The 22,123-nt window shown below is 39.5% G+C and carries 19 protein-coding genes and 2 riboswitches; of the genes, 7 read left to right on the forward strand and 12 right to left on the reverse strand.

Annotated elements, in window-relative coordinates:
- Positions 1-2: 2 nt before the first annotated feature.
- From AACU25_RS18320 to ntrB, 4 genes are all read right to left on the reverse strand, one after another.
- Positions 3-647, reverse strand: coding sequence for an adenine nucleotide alpha hydrolase family protein (locus AACU25_RS18320; RefSeq protein WP_096577996.1), 645 nt, complete (start codon positions 645-647; stop codon positions 3-5).
- A gap of 196 nt (positions 648-843) precedes the next feature.
- Positions 844-981, reverse strand: a riboswitch (cyclic di-AMP (ydaO/yuaA leader).
- Between the two features lie 17 nt (positions 982-998).
- On the reverse strand, positions 999-1,835 hold the full coding sequence (locus AACU25_RS18325; RefSeq protein ID WP_096577998.1) for an ABC transporter ATP-binding protein: 837 nt from the start codon (positions 1,833-1,835) through the stop codon (positions 999-1,001).
- Positions 1,836-1,959: 124 nt separating this feature from the next.
- Positions 1,960-3,402 (reverse strand): ABC transporter substrate-binding protein, encoded by a 1,443-nt coding sequence (locus AACU25_RS18330; RefSeq protein WP_096578000.1) that lies wholly within the window; start codon positions 3,400-3,402, stop codon positions 1,960-1,962.
- 86 nt (positions 3,403-3,488) lie between these two features.
- Positions 3,489-4,340, reverse strand: a complete 852-nt coding sequence (ntrB, locus tag AACU25_RS18335; protein ID WP_096578002.1) for a nitrate ABC transporter permease — start codon at positions 4,338-4,340, stop codon at positions 3,489-3,491.
- A gap of 88 nt (positions 4,341-4,428) precedes the next feature.
- Positions 4,429-4,572, reverse strand: a riboswitch (cyclic di-AMP (ydaO/yuaA leader).
- Positions 4,573-4,997: 425 nt separating this feature from the next.
- Here ntrB and AACU25_RS18340 point away from each other — a divergent pair.
- Positions 4,998-6,185: a sensor histidine kinase gene (locus tag AACU25_RS18340; RefSeq protein ID WP_096578004.1), complete on the forward strand. Its 1,188-nt coding sequence runs from the start codon at positions 4,998-5,000 to the stop codon at positions 6,183-6,185.
- Positions 6,186-6,341: 156 nt separating this feature from the next.
- Here the strand turns inward: AACU25_RS18340 and rnc are convergent, their stop codons facing one another.
- The 5 genes from rnc to AACU25_RS18360 all read right to left on the reverse strand — a co-directional run bounded on the left by rnc (position 6,342) and on the right by AACU25_RS18360 (position 9,184).
- Positions 6,342-7,025, reverse strand: a complete 684-nt coding sequence (rnc, locus tag AACU25_RS18345; protein WP_045873867.1) for a ribonuclease III — start codon at positions 7,023-7,025, stop codon at positions 6,342-6,344.
- A 95-nt stretch (positions 7,026-7,120) separates the two neighbouring features.
- Positions 7,121-7,357 carry an HNH endonuclease gene (locus tag AACU25_RS36975; RefSeq protein ID WP_096578006.1) on the reverse strand — a complete coding sequence of 79 codons (237 nt, stop codon included), beginning with the start codon at positions 7,355-7,357 and terminating at the stop codon, positions 7,121-7,123.
- 623 nt (positions 7,358-7,980) lie between these two features.
- The gene (locus AACU25_RS18350) at positions 7,981-8,409 is read right to left on the reverse strand and encodes a hypothetical protein (protein WP_199347377.1); all 429 of its coding nucleotides are present in this window, start codon (positions 8,407-8,409) and stop codon (positions 7,981-7,983) included.
- Positions 8,410-8,589 (reverse strand): hypothetical protein, encoded by a 180-nt coding sequence (locus tag AACU25_RS18355; RefSeq protein ID WP_199347378.1) that lies wholly within the window; start codon positions 8,587-8,589, stop codon positions 8,410-8,412. It abuts the gene before it with no gap.
- A gap of 7 nt (positions 8,590-8,596) precedes the next feature.
- Positions 8,597-9,184 (reverse strand): Uma2 family endonuclease, encoded by a 588-nt coding sequence (locus AACU25_RS18360; RefSeq protein ID WP_096578008.1) that lies wholly within the window; start codon positions 9,182-9,184, stop codon positions 8,597-8,599.
- A gap of 96 nt (positions 9,185-9,280) precedes the next feature.
- Between AACU25_RS18360 and bchD the strand changes: the two genes are divergently transcribed.
- Entirely contained in the window at positions 9,281-11,314 is a 2,034-nt protein-coding gene (bchD, locus tag AACU25_RS18365) for a magnesium chelatase ATPase subunit D (RefSeq protein WP_096578010.1), read from the forward strand.
- A gap of 75 nt (positions 11,315-11,389) precedes the next feature.
- Here the strand turns inward: bchD and AACU25_RS18370 are convergent, their stop codons facing one another.
- Positions 11,390-12,175 carry an RNA polymerase sigma factor SigF gene (locus AACU25_RS18370; protein ID WP_045871083.1) on the reverse strand — a complete coding sequence of 262 codons (786 nt, stop codon included), beginning with the start codon at positions 12,173-12,175 and terminating at the stop codon, positions 11,390-11,392.
- A 980-nt stretch (positions 12,176-13,155) separates the two neighbouring features.
- Between AACU25_RS18370 and AACU25_RS18375 the strand changes: the two genes are divergently transcribed.
- From AACU25_RS18375 to AACU25_RS18395, 5 genes are all read left to right on the forward strand, one after another.
- Complete coding sequence (locus AACU25_RS18375) at positions 13,156-13,884, forward strand: Bax inhibitor-1/YccA family protein (RefSeq protein WP_096578012.1); 729 nt, start codon at positions 13,156-13,158, stop codon at positions 13,882-13,884.
- Positions 13,885-14,034: 150 nt separating this feature from the next.
- A protein-coding gene (locus tag AACU25_RS18380) for a PCRF domain-containing protein (protein ID WP_096583863.1) occupies positions 14,035-15,157 on the forward strand; the annotation gives its coding sequence in 2 pieces (ribosomal slippage) (positions 14,035-14,106 and positions 14,108-15,157; 1,122 coding nt in all).
- A gap of 130 nt (positions 15,158-15,287) precedes the next feature.
- A protein-coding gene (prfB, locus tag AACU25_RS18385; protein WP_096578014.1) for a peptide chain release factor 2 occupies positions 15,288-16,410 on the forward strand; the annotation gives its coding sequence in 2 pieces (ribosomal slippage) (positions 15,288-15,359 and positions 15,361-16,410; 1,122 coding nt in all).
- A 145-nt stretch (positions 16,411-16,555) separates the two neighbouring features.
- A complete protein-coding gene (locus AACU25_RS18390; RefSeq protein ID WP_096578016.1) occupies positions 16,556-16,951 on the forward strand; it encodes a carboxymuconolactone decarboxylase family protein in 396 nt (131 codons plus the stop codon).
- Positions 16,952-18,499: 1,548 nt separating this feature from the next.
- Positions 18,500-20,524, forward strand: a complete 2,025-nt coding sequence (locus AACU25_RS18395) for a serine/threonine-protein kinase (protein WP_096578020.1) — start codon at positions 18,500-18,502, stop codon at positions 20,522-20,524.
- Positions 20,525-20,787: 263 nt separating this feature from the next.
- On the opposite strand, the gene AACU25_RS18400 is transcribed toward AACU25_RS18395, so the two are convergent.
- Positions 20,788-21,468, reverse strand: coding sequence for a PAS domain-containing protein (locus tag AACU25_RS18400; RefSeq protein ID WP_045871089.1), 681 nt, complete (start codon positions 21,466-21,468; stop codon positions 20,788-20,790).
- Positions 21,449-21,904: a ribbon-helix-helix protein, CopG family gene (locus AACU25_RS18405; RefSeq protein WP_096578022.1), complete on the reverse strand. Its 456-nt coding sequence runs from the start codon at positions 21,902-21,904 to the stop codon at positions 21,449-21,451. The genes AACU25_RS18400 and AACU25_RS18405 overlap by 20 nt, the downstream gene beginning before the upstream one ends.
- Between the last annotated feature and the right edge of the window lie 219 nt (positions 21,905-22,123).

Genomic DNA, 22,123 nt, shown 5'->3' on the forward strand with positions numbered 1-22,123 from the left:
GTTTATTCTTCAATACCGCTGGGGATACCCAAAACAGCACAGGGGAAATCGGAACCTAGTGCGCGAATAATAGGATGCTCAATAGATCTACAACCGATAAATAGAATATCAGCAGTTTCTAATTCCACAACTTTTTTGAGTTCTGTAGCAATTGAACCAAACCGCAAATGCGATTTAAAGGAACCTTGCCATTCCTCTGCTAAACTACGTGCTTGCCATAAAATTTGGTCTGCTTGTTGGATCACAGCTAAGGATTTTTCTTGTAAATTTGGTGCAATAACTGTTAGTTTTGGTTGAGTTAAAACGGGTGTGACGGATTTAGATACATTGCTTGTAGGACACTCTAAAGGAGTGAGATTTCTACTAAAGCTAGAGATATCTGTATACTGACTCTTTTGTTTGTCTGCTACCACATAGACAGCTTGAACTGTGACTTGGGTGTTTGTAGCCAAGCGCGTTTGATGAGCAATCCAAAAGGCAATATCTAATGCAGTATGACTTTTGGGAGATGCATCATAAGCGACAATTAAGTTGACTGGTTTTGTAGTAGAACCTTGTATAGAAGAGTTTTTTTCAGGTTCTGGTAACAACACCATTTGTTCAATTAAGTCGTCTCGACCTATAGTGCTTTGTAGGCGCACTAACATTGGCTTGATTTTCACAGCTTAACTTCTCTCCCATAAAACAAATTACTAATGAGAAGCAGGGTAACCAACTTTGTCTTTTATCATTTGTCCTATGTCATTTGTTTAGATCCATCACCAATGACTAGTAACTAATGACTAATAAGTAAAATCGGTAAAAGAAACCCCAATAACAACTGGTCTAAAAGCCAAAGTTCTTGGCGGTTCCTTCCACTGCCGACGGAGTTAGCTGACGGGCTAAGACTGGAAGGTGTCTCTCATAAAGATTAGCCCCAAACATTGGTTCCTCCGCTTCAAATCCAAAAGATGACGAATTTGAATTAGGCTACCCACTATTAAGAATGATAATCTAATTTATTCGTCTTGGCTAAAATAACGGTCAAGAAAATTCAGGGCGTGGTTACGAAGTTCAAAATATTCTTTTGAGTTTCGCATGGCAGAGCGATCGCGTGGATGGGAAAAAGGCACCTCTAATATTTCTCCGATTGTCGCAGCCGGGCCATTAGTCATTAATACGATGCGATCTGACATATAAATTGCCTCATCAACATCGTGAGTAATCATCATTACGGCTTGGCGATGATTTTCCCAAATATCCAATACTTGCCGCTGCAATTTACCTCTAGTTAACGCATCTAAGGCACCAAAAGGCTCATCCATCAGCAACATTTTTGGGCGAATTGCTAAAGCTCTAGCAATACCCACACGCTGTTTCATTCCTCCTGAAATTTCATCAGGATATTTATCAGCTGCAGCTGTTAAGTTTACCATTGCTAAGTGTTCATTCACAATGCTAATTTTCTCAGCACGGGTGGCATTTTTTAGCACTTCATCTACTGCTAAACGGATATTTTCTCGCACTGTTAACCAAGGTAAAAGCGAATAATTTTGAAATACCATCATCCTTTCTGCCCCTGGCTGACGGATTTCTTTACCATCTAGCCTTACTGAGCCGGAAGTAGCTTTTTCTAATCCCGCTACAATTTTTAACAATGTAGATTTTCCACAACCAGAGTGACCAATTACAGAAATATATTCATCTTCACCAATCGAAAGATTAACACCATCTAAAACGACAAAATTTCCTTTATCTGGTGTGGGATAGGACTTGACTAAATTCTCAATTTCTAGGAAACCATTGCGGGGCATAACTTCGTTATGAGTATTGATAGGTACTGAGGTAGATTTCATGCTCAAATGCTCCGGAAAATATTTAGTCGTGAGTCAATATTGCTACTTGGAAATAGGGAACAGAGAAGAGGTGAAGAAGTATTTTGATTTTTTATTTACCTATTTGATGAACAATACTGAGAAATTAAGACATGAAAAAACGAATAGGAGATTTAGCCCTAATTTCAAAACTATTTAAATAGCCCACAGGATCGCTAGGGTCAAAAGCTTTTTTATCGATGAATACTTCTTTTGATTCCACTTTGTAATCATCTTTGGGGCATTCAATACCCATTTCCGAGGCTATTTCGCGATAAAGGTCGGTTCGCCAACCTTTTTCGGCTAATTGTTCAGCATTTTTAGGAAATTGATGAATTTGTCCCCAACGTGCTGCTTGTGTCATTAACCAGATACTTCTGGATCTCCATAAAAATGTTGAGTGTTCTCCTGGCTGTTTGGGCAGGTTGTCAGGAATATCATAGAAAATCGTATTATCAGCAGCTGCTATGGTGCGGTCTTTACCATCAAATCCGCCATAGTTGTAGTTGCCTAAAATTGCTGGCCCTGTAAACTTAGTAAGTGAGGCACCTGGCTTTTTCGGTTTTGCACCTGTAAAAGACCTATCTGTAATTAGTTCGGCAACTTCTTGGCGATTTTCTGGTTTGCTGCAATATTGGCAAGCTTCAATCATTGCCTTAACTAAAGAACGGTAGGTTTTGGGATAGTCTTCGATGAAAGATTCCATTACTCCCAATAGTCTGTCTGGGTGTCCTAACCAGACTTCTTTACCTTGGGCAAAGGTAAAACCAATACCTTCGTTACCTGTAATTGCTCTAGTATTCCAAGGTTCGGCAACCATGTAGGCTTGCATCGCACCAATCCTCACGTTGGTTACCATTTGTGGAGGTGGGACGATAATCACGCGAAACTCTTTGAGGGGATCGACACCAGCAGCAGCAGAGATATAACGCACAAAGTATTCGTAGATGGCAGAACTTAAAACTACTGCCCAAACTTTGCGTTCTGGGGGTTGGTTGTCAAAGTAATTGCGAAAATCTCTGCCGAAGGCTTCTAAAGCACCATCACCATATTTTTGTTGATATTCGTACCACGGACGCAGCCCAGAATCCCACATGGCTTTGTTCATCGTCATGGCATTACCGTGGCGATGAATTGTCATGGCGGCACATAAGGGCGCATGGCGTGCGCCTTCCGCACCAATTCTGGCGTTGGTGACAGCACCAGATACTACAGGCGCAGCATCCAAGCGCCCAAAGATTAAGCCATCGCGGGAAGTAGCCCAACTAGCTTCGCGGTTGAGTTTGACGTTTAAACCATATTTACGGAACAAGCCTTTTTTCCAGGCGATCGCAAATGGTGCACAATCATTTACAGGTACGTAGCCAACAGTAATATCCGGTTTTTCTAAGTCTTGGGATCTAACTACTGGTTTGATGGCTAAAGCTTCTTCGGTGAGTCCTTTAGCGCCAGTATTACCTTTGATGGCACAGGAGGACAATGCCATTCCAGCAGTAGTTGCTCCCATTCCTATGAGAAATTCTCGTCTTGTCCAGTTATTATCACCCATTTATGTAGCTCCAGAAATATGCTCACGCAAAGAAGCAGCAGTGCAAAGGTAAGAGTTTTTGAGAGTTTTGGCGTGAGAAAAGTGAATTATTTAGCCACAGTGGGGCGACGAGTTACTAATTCTTGAAGTTTGCCAACGGCGTAATCAAGAATTAATCCAGTTAAGCCAATGACAAATACGGCGAGAAACACTGAACTCAAATTTAAACGACTCCATTCATCCCAAACAAAGAAGCCGATACCGATTCCACCGGTGAGCATTTCTACGGCAACAATTACTAGCCAAGCAATACCTAAACTAATTCGCAATCCTGTGAAAACATAGGGTAAGCTGGCAGGCCAAATAATTTTGGTAATGCGTCGCCAACGCGGTATCTCTAATACTCTGGCGACATCTAAATAATCTTGGGGAACGCTAGAAACTCCTAAGGCGGTGTTAATAATTGTCGGCCATAGGGAGGTGATGAAAATTACGAAAATTGCTGAAGGATCTGCCAAGTTGAAGATAGCTAAAGCAATTGGTAGCCAAGCTAACGGCGATACTGGTTTAAAGATTTGAATAATGGGATTTAAGGCTAACATGGCGGATTTGGACATCCCAATCAAAAATCCTAAGGGAATCGCCACTATTGCACCTAAAAGAAAACCTAGCAATACTCTGCGTAGGCTGGCGAGTAATAACCAACCAATACCTAAGTTACCTGGCCCTCGTTCGTAGAAAGGATTTAAAATGTAATCCAGATTCGCAACTAGTGCCTCTGGTGGAGTAGGCATTAATTCATGATTGAATAATGCGACAATCCACCACAGTAAGATGATTCCTAAAAATCCTAAAGCTGGGAGGATAACAACATCTTTTACCAGGACAGGTTTAGCTTTTTTCCAAGCTACTTGTCCAGCTACGGCAAAAATCGCAGCTAAATTTAGTTGCAATATCATTCACAACCTCAACAAATGTCAGCACGGGTACAATAATCCGAGCAGTACCAGCCTTGGACACTGATGAGATTACAAAAATGTTTTCTCTTCAGTCTCCTCTCATTGCCTACGAAGTTAGCTGACGGGCTAGGGCTGAGAGATGCCCCTCTCCTGTAGGAGATACGCCCCATAATTTGGTTCCTCCGCTCTAGTGTCACATACTGTAATACACTAGATTAGGCTGACTTACTCTAAGTCTGCTCAATATAACATGATTTATCAGTAAATTTATCTGTCTATAGATTTAAATTTTCAATTGAATTACTGAAATTTTATAGATATTCTCTTGGCTCAGTATTGTTTTACATCTATGTATATAGTCAGATTCAATCAGTTAATTATGGTGTACCAAAGCTTATTAAATAAAGGTTTATCAAGCCACAAGCTATTTGAGCATCTGATTAATTTTAAGATTCTAGTGATCAAAAATATACATCTTAATCGCTGAGTATTAGTTATTGAACAAGCTAACACAGTAGTTAGCAGATGTAATAGTTAAAGAAATATATACCGTTTGGTAGTTGTATTTTTTTTGAATTAGCCTAACTCAAGGCGGCACTTGTTAAACTTAGTGCATAAAGAATTTGGCTCATCTGTCTATTTACAGAATTTAAAATAATGGATTTTAGTCAAGTACTGGCTGAAAAGACTGAGATTATCTTGCAAAAATGGGTGTTAGAGGTACGGAAAGATCAACATATTGAAAGCGCGGATGATTTATCTTACACAGCAATCAAAAATCATCTGCCTGATGTCATCAAAGCAATGGTCACAGTACTGTCAAAATCCCAGGGTAATGATGTAAAATCAATTGTTGTGGCTAGTTGGCAGCACGGAGTTCTGCGCGCTGAACAGGGCTTTGATCCAGGCGAAATTGCGCGAGAATATCATCTGCTGAGAACGGTAATATTTGAGACTTTAGAAACAAATTTATTGCAGGGAACACCAACAGCAATTGTGCGGGCAATGCGGTTAATTGATACTGTAATTGATGAAGCGATCGCACGGTGTTTCAATAGTTATTTTGAAGAGCGTTTAAGAGAATTACAACAGCTCTATAATTCGCTGATGCTGCATAACGAGGAACTCAATCGTTTAGTAAATGCTAACCAAGATTATCTTGCTCAATTAGCACACGAGTTGAAAAGTCCTTTAGCCTCAATTATTGGTTATTCAGATTTATTTTTACGCCAACAAAGGCAGCAAACTAGAGTAAATAACAACCATGTAAATGTAGAACATATTGAAAGAGTACTACGTAATGGTAGACATTTACTCCGCCTAATTAACGATATTTTAGAGATATCGCGCTACGATGCAGGAAAGGTACAACCAGAACCAGAATTGATAAATGTGAGCGAATTAATCAACAATGTTTTGGAAATGTTAGAGCCTTTAGCTAAAGAAAAAAAATTACCAATTGTCATTAACTGTGAACTTGCTCCCCAACAAATATTCACAGACCCAGTTAAATTACAACAAATTATTACAAATCTTATTAGTAATGCCATTCGCTATACTGAGTCTGGAAGCATTGATATCAGCTGTCAGGTATTGGACGATCAAAAATGGGCGATCGCAGTTAAAGATACAGGAATTGGGATTGCGCCAGAAAATCAAACTCAGATATTTGATCCATACTTCCGCGTAGGTTGTCAGAAGTCCTATGTTCACGGAAGTACTGGGTTGGGGTTAGCAATAGTAGCGCGGCTGGTAAAACTATTGCAAGGTGAAATTAATTTAATTTCAGAGATTGGGGTTGGTTCAATTTTTTCTGTAACTTTCCCTTTGCAATTAAAAATGTAAAAAATTTGATTTCGTGCATAGATAAGTAGGGTGTGTTGTCGCGCAGCGCAACGCACCAAGACAAAATTAATAATTCAATTTATATTGAATTTTCCTCCCCAATTTACTTCAATACAAAAGATAATTTTGTATCTATGCACTAGTCAAAAATTTTATTTACAACAATCCTTGTCTTTTTAATTTAGCTAATGCATCTTCAGCCGCAGCTTTTTCAGCATCTTTCTTGTTACGTCCTTTACCTTCTCCATACTCTTTTTTATCAACAAAGACTTTAGCTAAAAACTCTGGTGCATGAGATAAACCACCTGTTTGTACTGTCTCGTATACGGGAGGAGTTGGGCTAACGTTGCGTTGTACCCATTCTTGAAAGCGATTTTTAGAATCTACATTAGAACGAATCACAACAACTTGTTCTGGTACAGAATCAAATAGTGGTGCGACAATGGCGCGTACTGCTTCAATATTAGAATCATTATCTAAATAATAAGCCGCTAGAACTGCTTCAAAGGTACTACTGAGTAAATTAGGATTTTGGTAACCACCATCTCTAATTGCACCCTTTCCTAGCCGCATTCTAAAATCTAAACCTACCTCAATAGCAAACTTTGCTAATTGCTTCTCATCTACTAATGCAGAACGTCGCCTTGTTAATTCATCTTCTCCCTTTTCCGGGTGACGATTATAGAGGTACTCACCGCTTAAATAATTTAGCAAAGCATCACCCAGAAATTCTAAGCGTTCGTTGTGTTCGCCTTCACCTGGATTTTCATGAACATAAGAACGGTGGGTAAGCGCACGGCGTAATAGTTTTTCGTCACGGAATGTTAGAAGTTTGTGCATTTTGATACTTGTTTAAGTTTTGAATGTAATTAAATTACAGGGTGAGCCGCATACCCACCCCATGAGATAATAAGTTGACAATATCTGGATTCTACCTAGACGCAACTACCTCTCTTCCATTTAGGTGGAAATAAACTATTCCCACGGTTATTATTGCAAGAAAAACAAGCCAGTCTGAGGTTTTCTAGAGAGTTAGTACCACCAAGACTTTTAGGCATAAGATGTTCAAGCGTTAGCTTATCTTGTGTCATACAATTACCACACCACCAACAGTAAGAACCATATAAAACTATTAGTTGATTCTTTTTGCTTTGTTTCTGTTTAGTGTTCATATTTTTTATGTTCCTTTACGAGTTTTGTGCAACAGCGTTGGAACATCGTTTAAGTAGCATCAAATTAGTGTTGTATGACAGAAATCCTAACTGAAAATTTTTATTACAACACTTACAACAAGCACAACTATTCAAGTTGGTTGTACTAAATTTTGGGTTAGAAGTTGCAAATGCAGTAGTTTTAGGCTTCTATCTGAGTGTGTAGTCAACTAGGTGAGTAATTACTAACTTGAGTACATGATTAACAAACTAAGTTTTTGCTTAATTAGTTAAACAAGTACTTAAACCAGTAGTTACTCAACTGGTTGACTACAGACTCACTTAGAAGTGAAAAACTGCTGCATATGCAACCACCAACCTTAGCTTTATGCTTTTGGACGATGATTCTTATACTGCTGTAACCAAAAATATAGCACCTACAATTGTAGTAATGTCAAGTAGCTATTAGTTAATTTTTTCGTTGATTTTCATGATTTAGTATATAACTGGAATGACCTAGACTTACCACCGACTAGCGTAACTCCCTAAATATATTTTAAAAATCAAATAATAAATAACTATAGGCTATATGATTAAACTACTAATTAACCATTTATTTAAATAATTTGATAACTGATAATAATTTATTGCTTACTCTCGGCGATCGCACTATACAAAATGCCTAATATCTTATTAACATCTTTGATGTAATATTCGCTCAAATCAATCGAAACTATATTTCCTTCTAGCTTGAGAAATTGCCAGATAGTCCCGATAGTTACAGCACCATATATAGCCTTGATGCGATTTTGATTTTTATCGTTAAATAATTGGGCGGCTACCATTTCGGCAATACATTGTGCTAACCCAGACCTTAAGTTTTCATTCTTGCTTTCTACAAGCACAACAACTGGACTGCGTACAAGTAACTGATCGGAAGACAGGCTTAAGATAAAATCACAAAAGCCATTGAGTCCGCGTTGGCTATCAACTGTAAAATCGACTCCAGAAAATAAACTGATTTCATAATTAAATTTCCGCCTGATTTCTAATAAAATTGGGCTAATAATCATTTAGCTGCGAGCTTTCTTGGAACTAATAGCGACTGCCAAATCAACATTTTCTTTTAAAATTGTAGATAGTAAATTGCTACATTCTTGCTCCTGGATGCTAGCAAACATTCCAGATGACTCATGGATGGTTAAACCAAAAGCATCAATAATCTCAGCTAGTTTAAAATCACTATAAGCCATAAACAAGTTAAAAATTTAGCTTTGGCGGAAATATTTTACTTAAATCAAAAGATAAATCAGGAAAACAAGATAAACTTATCGTTTGATTAGGCAAGACAATTCGCTTACTTGAATAACCGTATTTTCCTAAACTATCTGCATAAGGTTCGCTGTAACATTCTAGGTGATTATCAAATAAATTAAATATCCAATAATTAGTAATTAAAGCTTGAGCATAAAGGGGAATTTTTACAACTTGATCGTAATCTAAAGAAGAATCTGCAACCTCTATAACCAGTAACACATCACTAGGTGCTGGGTGGGCAGATAGATAATTATCATCTTTGTTTTTAACAATCGCAAAATCTGGTTCAGGTTCGCTGTTAGGGGGTAAGGTAATTGGGGCTTGAGATTGCAAAGTTGCTCTATCTTCTACTAACTTCGGTAACAGTTTCCACAAATTTCTTAAACAAGTTTCATGTGCCTTACCCTTCGATACCATTTCGATGATTTCTCCGTTGACTAATTCAATATGGTCATCCTCATGGAAAAAACCTAACTCTGTAAGTCTGTGGTATTCGTCTAAAGTGAAGCGTTTAGCCTGAGCAATACTCATCAATCTTGCTCCTTGGGGAAAGTTGTCACAACACTTATTCTAAATGTGCCAGAAGCTTGATATGCTAAAAGCCGAGACTAGCTATATTGCCAAACAATGCCTGCGCCTACTATCACCCCCAAAATCACTTCCTTCCCGCTGACAGCCGTAGTCGGACAAGAAGCGATTAAATTAGCTTTACTCTTAGCAGCAGTCGATCCTGGATTGGGTGGAGTGGCGATCGCAGGCCGTCGTGGTACGGCAAAATCTGTGATGGCGCGTGCAATTCACGCCTTGCTACCACCCATTGAAGTTGTTGAAGGTTCGATTAGTAACTGCGACCCCAATCAGCCCCAAGATTGGGACGATCTCCTGTTAGCAGAATACGCAGATAAAGATATTCAAGCAGTCCCCACTGCAATTGTCCCTGCGCCTTTTGTGCAAATTCCCCTCGGGGTGACAGAAGACAGACTCCTCGGTTCTGTGGACGTGGAAAAGTCGGTAAAAGAAGGGGACACTGTATTTCAGCCTGGGTTACTCGCTACAGCTAACCGAGGTGTGCTGTATGTGGATGAAATCAACTTATTAGATGACCAAATTAGCAATCAGCTATTAACAGTATTATCAGAAGGGCGCAACCAAATTGAACGAGAAGGGATCAGCTTTCAGCATCCCTGCAAACCTTTGTTTATTGCTACCTACAACCCAGAAGAAGGCGCATTACGGGAGCATTTACTAGATAGAATTGCGATCGCACTTTCAGCAGATGGAGTTCTGGGTTTAGATCAAAGAGTACAAGCAGTTGAACAAGCGATCGCTTATTCTGTATCTCCCCAAGAGTTCCTAGAACAATATAAAGAAGACTTAGACGGACTGAAAACTCAAATTATCCTGGCGCGGGAATGGTTGAAAGATGTCATCATTACCCACGATCAAATTGCTTATTTAGTCAATGAAGCTATTCGTGGTGGCGTTCAAGGACACCGCGCCGAGTTATTTGCGGTACGAGTTGCAAAAGCGGCTGCGGCTTTAGATGGACGCAACACCGTCAACGCGGAAGACTTGCGCCGGGCTGTGGAATTGGTAATTGTCCCCCGCGCCACAGTTGTGCAGACACCCCCACCAGAACAACAAGCACCGCCACCACCCCCTCCACCACCTCAGCCACCAGAAAATCAGGACGACTCTGAACAAGAGGAACAGGAAGAAGAACAGGAACAAGAGGAACAAGAACAACAAGAACCACCCAGCATCCCTGAAGAATTTATCTTTGATCCGGAAGGGGTGATCCTGGATGATACTGTGCTTTATTTTGCTCAGATGGCAAAGAGGCAAGGTAAATCTGGTAGCCGCAGTATTATCTTCTCAGACGACCGGGGACGCTACATTAAGCCTATGTTGCCCAAAGGCAAAGTCAGACGCATTGCCGTAGATGCCACACTCAGAGCCGCCGCTCCGTATCAAAAAGCACGTAGAGAAAGACACCCCGATCGCAAAGTCATCGTTGAACAGGGAGACATTCGCGCCAAGCGGTTAGTACGCAAAGCCGGGGCGTTGGTAGTATTTGTAGTAGATGCTTCTGGCTCCATGGCTCTCAACCGGATGCAATCAGCTAAAGGTGCAGTCATGCAACTTTTGACCGAAGCATACCAAAATCGCGACCAAATAGCCTTAATTCCTTTCCGTGGCGAACAAGCAGAGGTATTATTACCTCCTACTCGTTCCATTGCTTTAGCACGTAACCGTTTGGAAAGACTACCCTGTGGTGGCGGTTCACCCTTAGCGCATGGTTTAACCCAAGCTGTACGCGTTGGGTTAAATGCTCAAATGAGTGGAGATATTGGGCAAGTTGTGGTTGTAGCGATCACCGATGGCCGGGGTAATATACCCTTAGCCCGTTCCTTAGGTGAACCACAGGAACCAGGAGAAAAGCCAGATATCAAAAGCGAATTGTTAGAAATTGCGGCGAGAATTCGCGCTTTGGGAATACAACTGTTAGTAATTGATACTGAAAGTAAATTTGTTTCCACTGGCTTTGCCAAAGAATTAGCGCAAACAGCCGGAGGTAAATATTATCATTTGCCGAAAGCGACCGATAAAGCAATTGCGGCTATGACTAAAGGTGCGATCGCGGATTTAAAATCTAGGTAATTAGTTTAGAGTTGAGGGTCAAGGGTCAAGAGTCAAAAGTTAATTAACTTTCAACTATAGACTTTTGATCATTGACTATGACCCATTAGCTACAGCTTGCGGTTGTAAATAGGAAATTAAATCTTGAATTCCCTTTTGCAGATATCGCGTTACTGTCATGGGGCTGGTGCCAATATTTTTAGCTGCATCCTTACGGGAAAGTTCTTTTAAAAATACTAATTCAACTGCCATGCGTGGCTTTTCTTCTAATAGACTGATAGCACCTTGCAATTGTTGACGTTCTTCTTCTTGTTGTTGAAGCGCGCTAGAACGAGGACAAGGAAGGGCTTCACCTAAAGTTATTTGACAATCAACATAATGAACTGCTGTAGCATCTAAACTTAAAGGCATCCGATTTTGAGCAGCTAATTTAGTTTCTTGCCATTCTTGAACAGAGACATGCAGCTGTTTAGCAATTTCAGAATCTTTAGGAGGGCGACCTAAAGCAATTGATAATTCTTTGCGAACCTTTTGCCCCTCATTATATAATTCTTGCCAACGCCGGGGAATTTTTAATAGAGTACTGCGATCGCGCAGAAAATGCAGCATCTCTCCACGAATATATGGTACAGCGAAGGAACTAAACGCATATCCTTGGCTGGGATCAAAGCGTTCAATGGCCCTAATCAAACCAAAATAACCGATTTGTTCTAAATCTTCATAAGGTTCATTACATTGATGGCTAAATTTGTGAGCCATCTTCCGTACTAAACCAGTATGTAGCTGTACAAGTTGATTACGAAGTTTAATAGAAGGATTCTGGTGGTATAAATGTAATAGCTCTATACCATCTATTCGCACAGAGGACTCACTTGCTGCCATATAAAAATTCCTTTGTTGTAACTCCTTTTTCTAAAGAAATGGAGTTGCGTATATTGTTATCAAAGCTGTCATTATTTTCCTTAGACGAGACTGAATAAACCATCGTCGTTATACTGAACTTATCAGGGTCTCGAAGCTCTAATTCAGTATTTACACGCATGATTTTTTATTGATCTATGTTGTTGGTAAAAATAGTTTTCTCCACAACAATTTGCAGAAGCTCATTATTTTGAGTTCTGGCAACACACCTTAAATGTTTATGCTTAAAAATACATACATTGCTCAACGAGTATCTTGCTTGCTGAGTTGAATGGGAAAAAAATACTGCCAATCTATACTATAAATTTAGGTTGCCCATCCTGCTATCAGAACTAACCACACCAGCATTTGCGGATATAGCTGGACATCAAGAAGTTATCTCAATAGCAGTATTTTGACTGTTTCTAATTTACTGACTAAATTTTACCGATCCTTACCCTTACCCTTGGGTAGGAACAACCAAAAATTCTCTGTCAGTATGAACAATACTGTAGAGTCTCCAAAAACTCAAGAATCAGATTTTTTAAGCACAAAAGTACCATTCTGATTTGATAAATACAGCAAAAAATAGCATTTATTTACGAAATTTGCAGAAATTAAATTATCCAATTAAGAGAGTGAAGACCACGATCATCGTCTTCCTCCTCTAGCTTGAAAATGGTCATAGGGCATGGGAAAGACAAATTTTCATGCTTGGTTGTGCCAAAACTGGGCGTGAATGGCTGACTTGAAAGTACTGAGTAAAAATACTTGCCATTGCTACTTTCATACATAGTGATGAAATTTTTTTCATTGGGACTGCTTCCTCTGCCTCCTCTGCTTTTACAGCCATAGGATATTTATTTTAGAAGTCTCTCGCTTTACTCCCTGGTTACTTGCCGCAGATATTGGTAAAAATGAGAGTAAAGCAGAACGTTTATCTGTAAAACACTTTTTTAAATATGAGCAACACCAGCAATTTTCGTGATGCTATTCGGGACGCTAGAACTCAAGCCCTCGTTGGCCCTAATGTAATTGCCAATGCCCTTCCTTATGTCGGTGGTGGTCTTGTACTCACAGCACTGGGAACCTACGGTGGTTTGGGAGTTATCCGTACTAACCCCGGAATTTTCTTTCCCACCTTCATTGGTGCGGTAATTCTAGAGCTAATTTTGTTCTTTGTGGCGCAAAATGTTGCTGAAAAAGGCAACAAAGGTTTGGCGTTACCCCTACTAGCTACCTATAGTCTCTTAACTGGATATACTCTCAGTGGCTTAGTGTTTGTCGCCTTGAGAACTCAAGGTGTAGGCATTCAAGGTATTGGTTTAGCTGCCCTAGGTTGTGGTGTTACCTTTATTGTTGCCCGCCAAATTGGTTCCAATCTTTCGGAACAAGACGGGATGGCTTTAAGTAAAACCATCTCTCTCGGCATCATTGCCTTGGTGGTTGTCTGTTTGACTCAATTTGTCTTTGCTTTGTTTGGTGTTTATACACCAACCTGGCTAGAAATTGCTATTTCTGGTTTGGGCGTATTTTTGTTCGCTGGCGCATCTGTAGTTGATTTCTACATCTTGCCACGTACTTATCGCAACGATCAGTACTTGCCTGCGGCTTTATCTATGTACCTCACCTACATCAACCTATTCATTTTTATTTTGCGGCTGTTAATTGCCCTGAATGGCCGCGATTAAGCACCCATAGGTAAGTAAAATTGATAAATTATTACCGTGGTTGAATCTCAACAACCACGGTTTTTTAATTTGGTTGACATTTCAACTTAAGAAAAAATTTTTGTAATACAATATGTAGTAAGTTATCAGCCGTAAGTGAGCAAAGTTATGCTGGAACTCTCAAACATCAAACGTGAAGTAGAAAGGTTGTCGAATATCCTGGGCAAAGCAGAAGATTGTCTTTGACCTGGGAGAAATAACTGCAAGAATTCAAGAATTAGAAAATATAATTTCTCAGTCTAATTTTTGGGAAAATAGCTTTATTGCCTATCCAACAGTTCGAGAGATTGAATCTCTCAACGCCAAAAAGAGAAAATATCAGCGATCGCATTCACTTCTAGGAGATATCAAAGCTGCTCTAGAACTGTTAGAATACTCTGCCGATGAGCAATTATTGCATGAGGCGCAAACTAACCTGATCCAGCTTCAACAAGAACTTAAAACACTAGAAATACAACAGTTACTAGTTGAATATTACGACCAAAAGAGCGCATATCTTACTATTACTGCCGGGGTTGGTGAAATAGATGCCGAAGATTGGGCTTCGATTTTGTTTAGAATGTACTATCGGTGGGCAAATAGCCACAATTACAAAATATATCTAGTCGCAGAATCTTGCAAAGATTTAGCTGGAATTAAGTCTGCTACCCTAGAAATTACAGGTCTTTACGCATACGGCTGCCTCAAATCAGAACAAGGAACTCATGTAAAAATAGTTAGGATTTCTCCCCAAAATGGTAATGGTAAGCGACTCACGTGCTTTGCAAATATAGAAGTTAGCCCCATTTTAGATCAATCTTTTGAGTTAAAAATTCCAGACAAGGATTTAGAAATAACTAAATGTTGGCATAGTGGAAATGTTAACCGCCCAGAAACTTGGGTACAAGTATTTCATATTCCTACAGGAATTACTGTCTTGTGTGACCAAAAACGTAATCAGCTGCAAAACCAAGAGCAAGCCTTAGCTATTCTTAAAAGTAAGCTATGGGCTTTCATGCAAGCCCAAGGTGTTCAGAATATGTCTGATCTTCAATCTGGCAGAATCAAATCTCTATTCAAAAAGCCCATCCGTGAATATATCTTGCATCCCTATACCAGGGTCAAGGATTTGCGTACCCAAGTAGAAACAACAGCTGCAACGGAGGTTTTGAATGGTGACATTGATTTTTTGATCAAAGCCTATTTGCAGCAGCAATATCAAACCCTAGCGCGAGCAAATATGCATACTGAATAATTTCAGTAATTTTAGCAACTTATACAAATGCAACGAGAGAACTTGCTCAACTACAGCTAAAATCAAAAAGGCAAATAGAATTAAGAGCAAGTTCCTCACCATCGGGAGCGCTTTATCTTTAGTAAGCACTATGGATGTCTTAGAACTCAAACGCGAAATCGAAACGTTGTCTTACCGCCTGGGTAAAACCCAGGACTATCTTTGACGTACCTGCACTGACAGCGAAAATTCAGGATTTAGAACAAATTTCCGCCCAGCCAGAATTTTGGGACGACCAAACCACAGCCCAAGAAACTCTACAAGAACTTAATGACCTGAAAGCCCACCTTGAGCAGTATCATCAGTGGCAAACTCATCTGGAAGATACCAAAGCTGTGGTTGAGTTGTTGGAGTTAGAAACCGACGAATCGCTGTTGCAAGAAGCGGAATCTACGATTACCACACTCAATAGCGAACTCGATCAGTGGGAGTTACAACAATTACTTTCCGGCCCCTATGACGATAAAGGCGCGGTGTTAACAATTAACGCTGGTGCAGGCGGTACAGACGCTCAAGACTGGGCATTTATGCTGATGCGGATGTATACCCGTTGGGCAGAAGCCCACGGTTACAAGGTGGCTTTAGCTGAAGAGTCAGAAGGTGATGAAGCCGGGATTAAATCGGCTACTTTGGAAATTACCGGTCGCTACGCCTATGGTTATTTGCGATCGGAAACTGGTACACATCGCTTAGTGCGGATTTCGCCATTTAACGCCAACGGTAAACGCCAAACCAGTTTTGCTGGGGTGGAAGTTATGCCACAAATAGATAGTTCTGTACAACTAGATATTCCCGAAAAGGATTTAGAAATTACTACATCTCGTGCTGGTGGTAAAGGCGGACAGAACGTCAACAAAGTAGAAACAGCAGTGCGGATTGTTCACATTCCCACTGGTCTTGCTGTGCGTTGTACAGAAGAGCGATCGCAATTGCAAAATAAAGAGAAAGCTTTGGCTCGTCTCAAAGCAAAGTTGCTAGTGATTGCACGAGAACAGCGCGCCCAAGAAATTGCCGAAATTCGCGGCGATATGGTGGAAGCTTCTTGGGGTAACCAAATCCGTAACTATGTATTTCACCCATACCAAATGGTTAAGGATTTGCGTACCAACATTGAAACAACAGCCATTACCGATGTGATGAACGGCGACCTTGATGCTTTCATTCAAGCCTATTTGCGTCAAGAAAACCAGCTTGTAGAAAGTACTCCTGCTTAGTTAGGGATTGGGGACTGGGGACTGGGGACTGGGGATAAGGGACTGGGGATAAGGGAGATGAGGGGATAGTGAGAAATTACTATTACCCATTACCCATTACCCATTACCCATTACCCATTACCCATTACCAAACACCAAACACCAAATGACCAATTTAATAGAATACGAACAAGCTAGCGATGAAGTGCGGGCGGTATATGATGATATTCGCGCTACACGCCAGACTGAATATATCAACAATTTTTGGAAAGCGATCGCTAATCATCCCCCTACCCTGCAACGCACCTGGCAAACTGTCAAGGAAGTCATGACCAGTCCAGGGGAGATTGATCCATTGATGCGTGAACTAATTTACATCGCTGTCAGCGTGACCAATGGCTGTGATTATTGTATTGCTTCACACACAGCATCAGGACGTGCTAAGGGCATGAATGATACGATGTTTGGTGAATTGTTAGCGATCGTTGCTACAGCAAATACAACTAATCGCCTTGCTAATGGCTATCAGATTCCCGTAGACGAGCAATTTAAAAATCAGTAATAGTCTGTTTTATGTAGTTGCTATGTATTAAAACACAATATTGTTATCCTGCAAACTCTGCTATAGCAATCAGTTTTGATGCAAAGAAAATACTGAAGTAGAAAGCGAACAGGAAAGAAGAAATTAAGGTATATAGAGTTTTTTAGCCATCAAATATGATTCTTATACTCAAGTGGGTGGCTAATAAACTACACATTACATATACTCATTCTAGCCTACTTCAAGACGCGCTGTACTTATATAACGAAGCTTTTTTTACTAGCTATAGCTTTGTATAAGCAAAGTTTCATGGCTTTCTATTAAATATGAAGCTTTTAATAATGTATAAAATATGATTCTTGTAGAAGAGTGGTATTTGTATAAATTCAACATATATAAGAACAATATTTGTTTTATAAAAAATGTAGGTATAGTTTTATTCCTGATGATCGTTGCTCTTTCCCCTTGCTATGCAAGCATTTTCAGGCATCAAACCGAATTGTTATATGTAATAAATTAGTTACAAATATGTAGCAAAATTTTTAAGCTTGTATTTTCCTATTTAAGCGCCACACGTAATAAATACAACAAGTTAAATCTCTTGCCATATGATTGTTTTGATGAGTATAAACTGGTAGAGTTGATAAAAATTAACACTGAAAAAATAAAATCTTATAGACAATATAATATCTTCAAACCTATCGCAAGACAGATGGAAATGTTGTTTAAAAAAACTAAGATTATTAGAAATAAAGCAAAGGGCATCACGAATCTTGAGGGTGCAGATACATAGGTAAATACAGAGTAAAAAATTATAATTTTTTACTCTGTATTTTCTATGTTTGCTAAGATTTTTGAGTTGGAAAAGTAGTACTCAGTAACCCTCATCAACTGCATATACTAATAATCGTGCAAAATTAAGTTTATTAGTGGAAAGAGGGAACAGAGAAATAATCTGTGTAATTAATTGTTTTAGGTACTTAATATAAGTTACTCAGCAATCTCACTTGACAGCAGTGACTACAAGGGCGTGTGTCCCTTAGCACGATTCGGATATCTTATACTAAATCAAATAATGTTCGCGACACATCAATATATTCTAGAGAGTAGGGCACTGCCGTGCTTCTACAAGCTGTTGCATTCTCTTTTCAAATTGGTATTACAGTAGGCGCTAACCTTTTTTCAGAAGTGATCGACACAGTGGTGCTACTCTGTGGGAAGCCGTAGAAGCGTCAGTACTGTTTTTAGGTATTAAAACTCCAGAAAAAGCATGAAAATCGTTCTTCTTTAGCCTAAGCACGCCTATTTTCAAATTAGCCCCTCATGGAAAAATGCCACAAGCAAACATCAAAATTTCTCTTCCCCTGTTCCCTATTTTCAAGACAGTGATTTCTTTAATACGTCAATTTTGATATCATTGGCGGGGCGTTAACTTACGGCATAAATATACTTTACTGCCTATAGTTAGCAATAAACTGTTGCATATTTTTATCTAACTAAATAAATTTACATCAGTAATAATACGCAAGCTATAATCAAATCATTCCGGATAAAACTATATTTATTTTCATGCATAGTCACCTTCTGGATGCACGTTACCGAATCTTGGCAGTTCTAAATACAGGGGAATTGACACAAACCTATTTGGTGGAAGATACAAACCTTCCTAACAGTCAATTTATCTTGAAGCAACTACAACCTGCCAACAAAAATCCTCAAGATATAAAAATTTTGCGCCGCCTGTTTGCACGTGAAGCAGCAACTTTAGAAAAAGTCTGTAAAAAACACGAGCAAGTTCAGCAGCTAGTTAATTATTTTGAAGAAAATGAAGAATTCTACTTAGTACAAGAATTTATTGCTGGTAAGCCTTTAACTGAGGAAATTTTTTTAGGTACTCCCTTGGAGGAAGAGCAAGTTATTAATCTCTTAACAGAGATATTAGAAATTTTGGTATTTATCCATAGTCAAGAAGTCATACATCAGGATATTAAACCAGCAAATATTATTCGGCGTGAGTCAGACAACAACTTAGTTTTGATTGACTTTGGTTCTATGAAAGAAATTGTCGCTAATATTGTTGGCAATCTCGAATATATACCCATAGAGCAATTACAAGGTAACACACAACCTAACAGCGATATATATGCTTTAGGTATTATAGCGATCGCAGCTCTCATTGGGTTAACCGACAATGAAATAGCTATATTACCAAAGCACAAAAATTTGCTGACAGGTGAAATTGTTTGGCGTGATAAAATTCCCCAAGTCAACAAAGGTTTAGCTAGAATTCTCGATAAAATGGTGCGTTTTGATTACCAAAAACGCTATCAGTCTGCTACTGCAGTATTAAATGACCTCAAGCATCTAAAAAATGGCACTCAAAAACGGATAATTAACAAGCCTTGGTTAATTGTTGCTGGAATAGCTAGCTTGATTACAGTTGGTGCTGCTGCATGGTTTTCACTCACTTCCAAACCTGCGGGTGATGCTAAGTTATTATACCTGCAAGGAATAGAAAAATATGAGCAAGGTGAATTCCAAGAAGCTGTTAAAGATTTGACTCAGGTAATTACATTAAATCCGCGATATGCACAAGCTTATAATCGCCGAGGTGATGCTTTTTATCGATTAGGAGAATACCAAAAAGCTCAAGCCGATTCTAGCAAGGCAATTCAGCTAAATCGCCGGGATGATAATGCTTATTATGACCGTGGCTTTTCTTTTTATGAATTAGGTAAATATAAACAAGCGATCGCAGATTTTAATCAAGCAATTAAACTGAATGCCAAAAATCCTTATACTTACTATGGACGGGGTTTAGCGCGTGTAGAATTAAAAGATTATCCAGCAGCAATTACAGATTTTAGCAAAGCGATCGCCTTTAACCCCAAGTATAGCGAAGCCTACTTACAACGGGGTATTGTCCGCCGTCGCTTAAAAATGAAAGAAGCTGCGATTCAAGATTTTGATACAGTGATTGAGCTAAATTCCCATGATGCTAAAGCCTACTATCAACGGGGTTTAACTTTATTTGCGAATAACCAAAGTCAAGCTGCAATTCAAGATTATAATAGCGCCATTGACATCAATCCGAAATATCTGGAAGCTTATCTCAGTCGGGGAGATGTTTATAGCGATTTGGGCAAAAATTTAGAAGCAACTGAAGATTACAACAAAGTTATCGAACTAAATCCAAAATTAGCGGTAGCATATCTCCATAGAGGAATGCATCGCTTTTCTTTGGGAAATTATCAAGGCGCAATTGTAGATTATAACCAAGCAATTCAAATAGAACCTAAAAATGCAGTTGCTTATAATAACCGGGGTAATGCTTATCTGGAATGGGGAAATAAAAAAGTAGCACTGGCAAATTACACCAAAGCGATCGCAGTTAATTCGCGATATGCTTTAGGTTATTATAATCGGGGTTTACTGCGGGCAAAATTAGGGGAGAAAAAAGGCGCGATCGCAGATTTTCAGCAAGCCGCAAAGTTATTTCAGCAGAGAGGCGATCAAGATGGCTATAAAGATGCACAATCGCAGCTAAAAGGATTACAAACTACATCAGATAACGAATCTAAATCTACATCCTAGATTCCGCCCTTGGAAGATGAGAAATGAGGTTTTAAATAAAAGGTGACTAATAACAGACAAAGAGGATATTCCAGTGCCAACCCTCAATCACTTGAGAATGATTGCAGAAATTATTGATTAAATTTTGTATTATTTAATTTCAAAAATTTTCCTCCAAAATCCCAAATTTAATATCGCAAATTTTGAAGGAGCGCACCCTGAAATTGCACAAAAAAGGACGCACCTGATGATTTTTAAATTCTTGAAGGAGTCAAATTATTTATTTAAGCCTGTTCCAGTACTCCTGGTGGAATCGGCACAAGTTGAGGCGTTGATAAACAGGTTCCCTGTCTATACCAAATACCATCAACCTCAAAAGCCTCGAATTGAGTGGTGAGTATCGCCCAAGCGCGCTCATTCAATCCCGCAGAATATGTCCAGGTGAACTGGCGATCATTATGTAACCTTTGTTCCAGTTCTGCTAAATCCTCAGGTAGCCAAAATTGGGTCATTACCCTCTGAGTCGCGATTTCTGGTGGTGTCTCTAGCATCTCAGCCATAGGCTGATTGACAATGATTTGCTTGCGAGTATCTTGTCTGACAATACTCACAGGGCGCTCATTTTCTGCAGCAGCTACCATGCGGTACAACAATTCTGACGGTATTTGCAACTGGCTACAAAACACAGAACCTTGATATTGTAATATCCGTTCCGCAGTTTCTGCGGAAGTTGGTGGTTCTTGTGTCGCCATCCACCCAAAAAATTCAATTGGGTTTTTACAACCTCGCCAGCGAATCCGCACTTTCCCATTAATTCTGTATGCAGTTTCACTGAGAGCATCTCCGTAGCTTTGAGCAAGCTGCGTAGCATCACGCTTAGTAGGAGCAACAATTGAAACTCCTTCATAAGACATTTTATAATTCCATCCCGGCAAGTTGAGGATTCTAAGAATACTCACACTCATCTTCTTTGACACCTCCAGAATCTCTATACACTTTTACACCCCTAGTATCTTGATATACGGACAATTTAAAAGTTTCTTCCCAAATCTTTACTCTTTCCTCCTCCGGGATGGCTAAAGCCGATGTGATAATTGCAAAGTCTCCTGGTGTAGGTAAAACTTCACCCTTAGCTAACGCTGATAAGTTTTTTATTCCACAGCGTTTCAGTTCTGTCATATTGGTTCGCACTAAATCAGCAATGGTTTTGGGAGCAGCATTTCGAGAACTGTTAGAGCTAGAACCCGTTTTTTGGGCTATCCACTCATGGGCCATCTCCTCGATCGCATCGCTTTGGGAAATACCCAAACGAGCACAGATGCTCTTGAACTCCAGCGCTAAATCTAGGGGAATATAGCCGCTGATTTGCTTGTAATCATCAGAACGCCTTCTGTCAGTCATATACCGAAATCCTGAATATTACGCTTGTCTTTTATTTTCTCTCATGAAGTCACAAATGCAAGACATTTTTTTTTGTCTTAATTAAATGACAGCTTGACAAAAAAAAATGACAAACTTAGTATGAGAACTGGAGCAGTAAGCGGCTGAAGACAAAAAACGGTAGATACCCTTAGAAGCTAGCTGCTATATCTTGTAGCTAGCTTCTCACTTTTTTGTAGA

The organism is Tolypothrix tenuis PCC 7101 (assembly GCF_963874875.1).
Taxonomy (GTDB): domain Bacteria; phylum Cyanobacteriota; class Cyanobacteriia; order Cyanobacteriales; family Nostocaceae; genus Aulosira; species Aulosira tenue.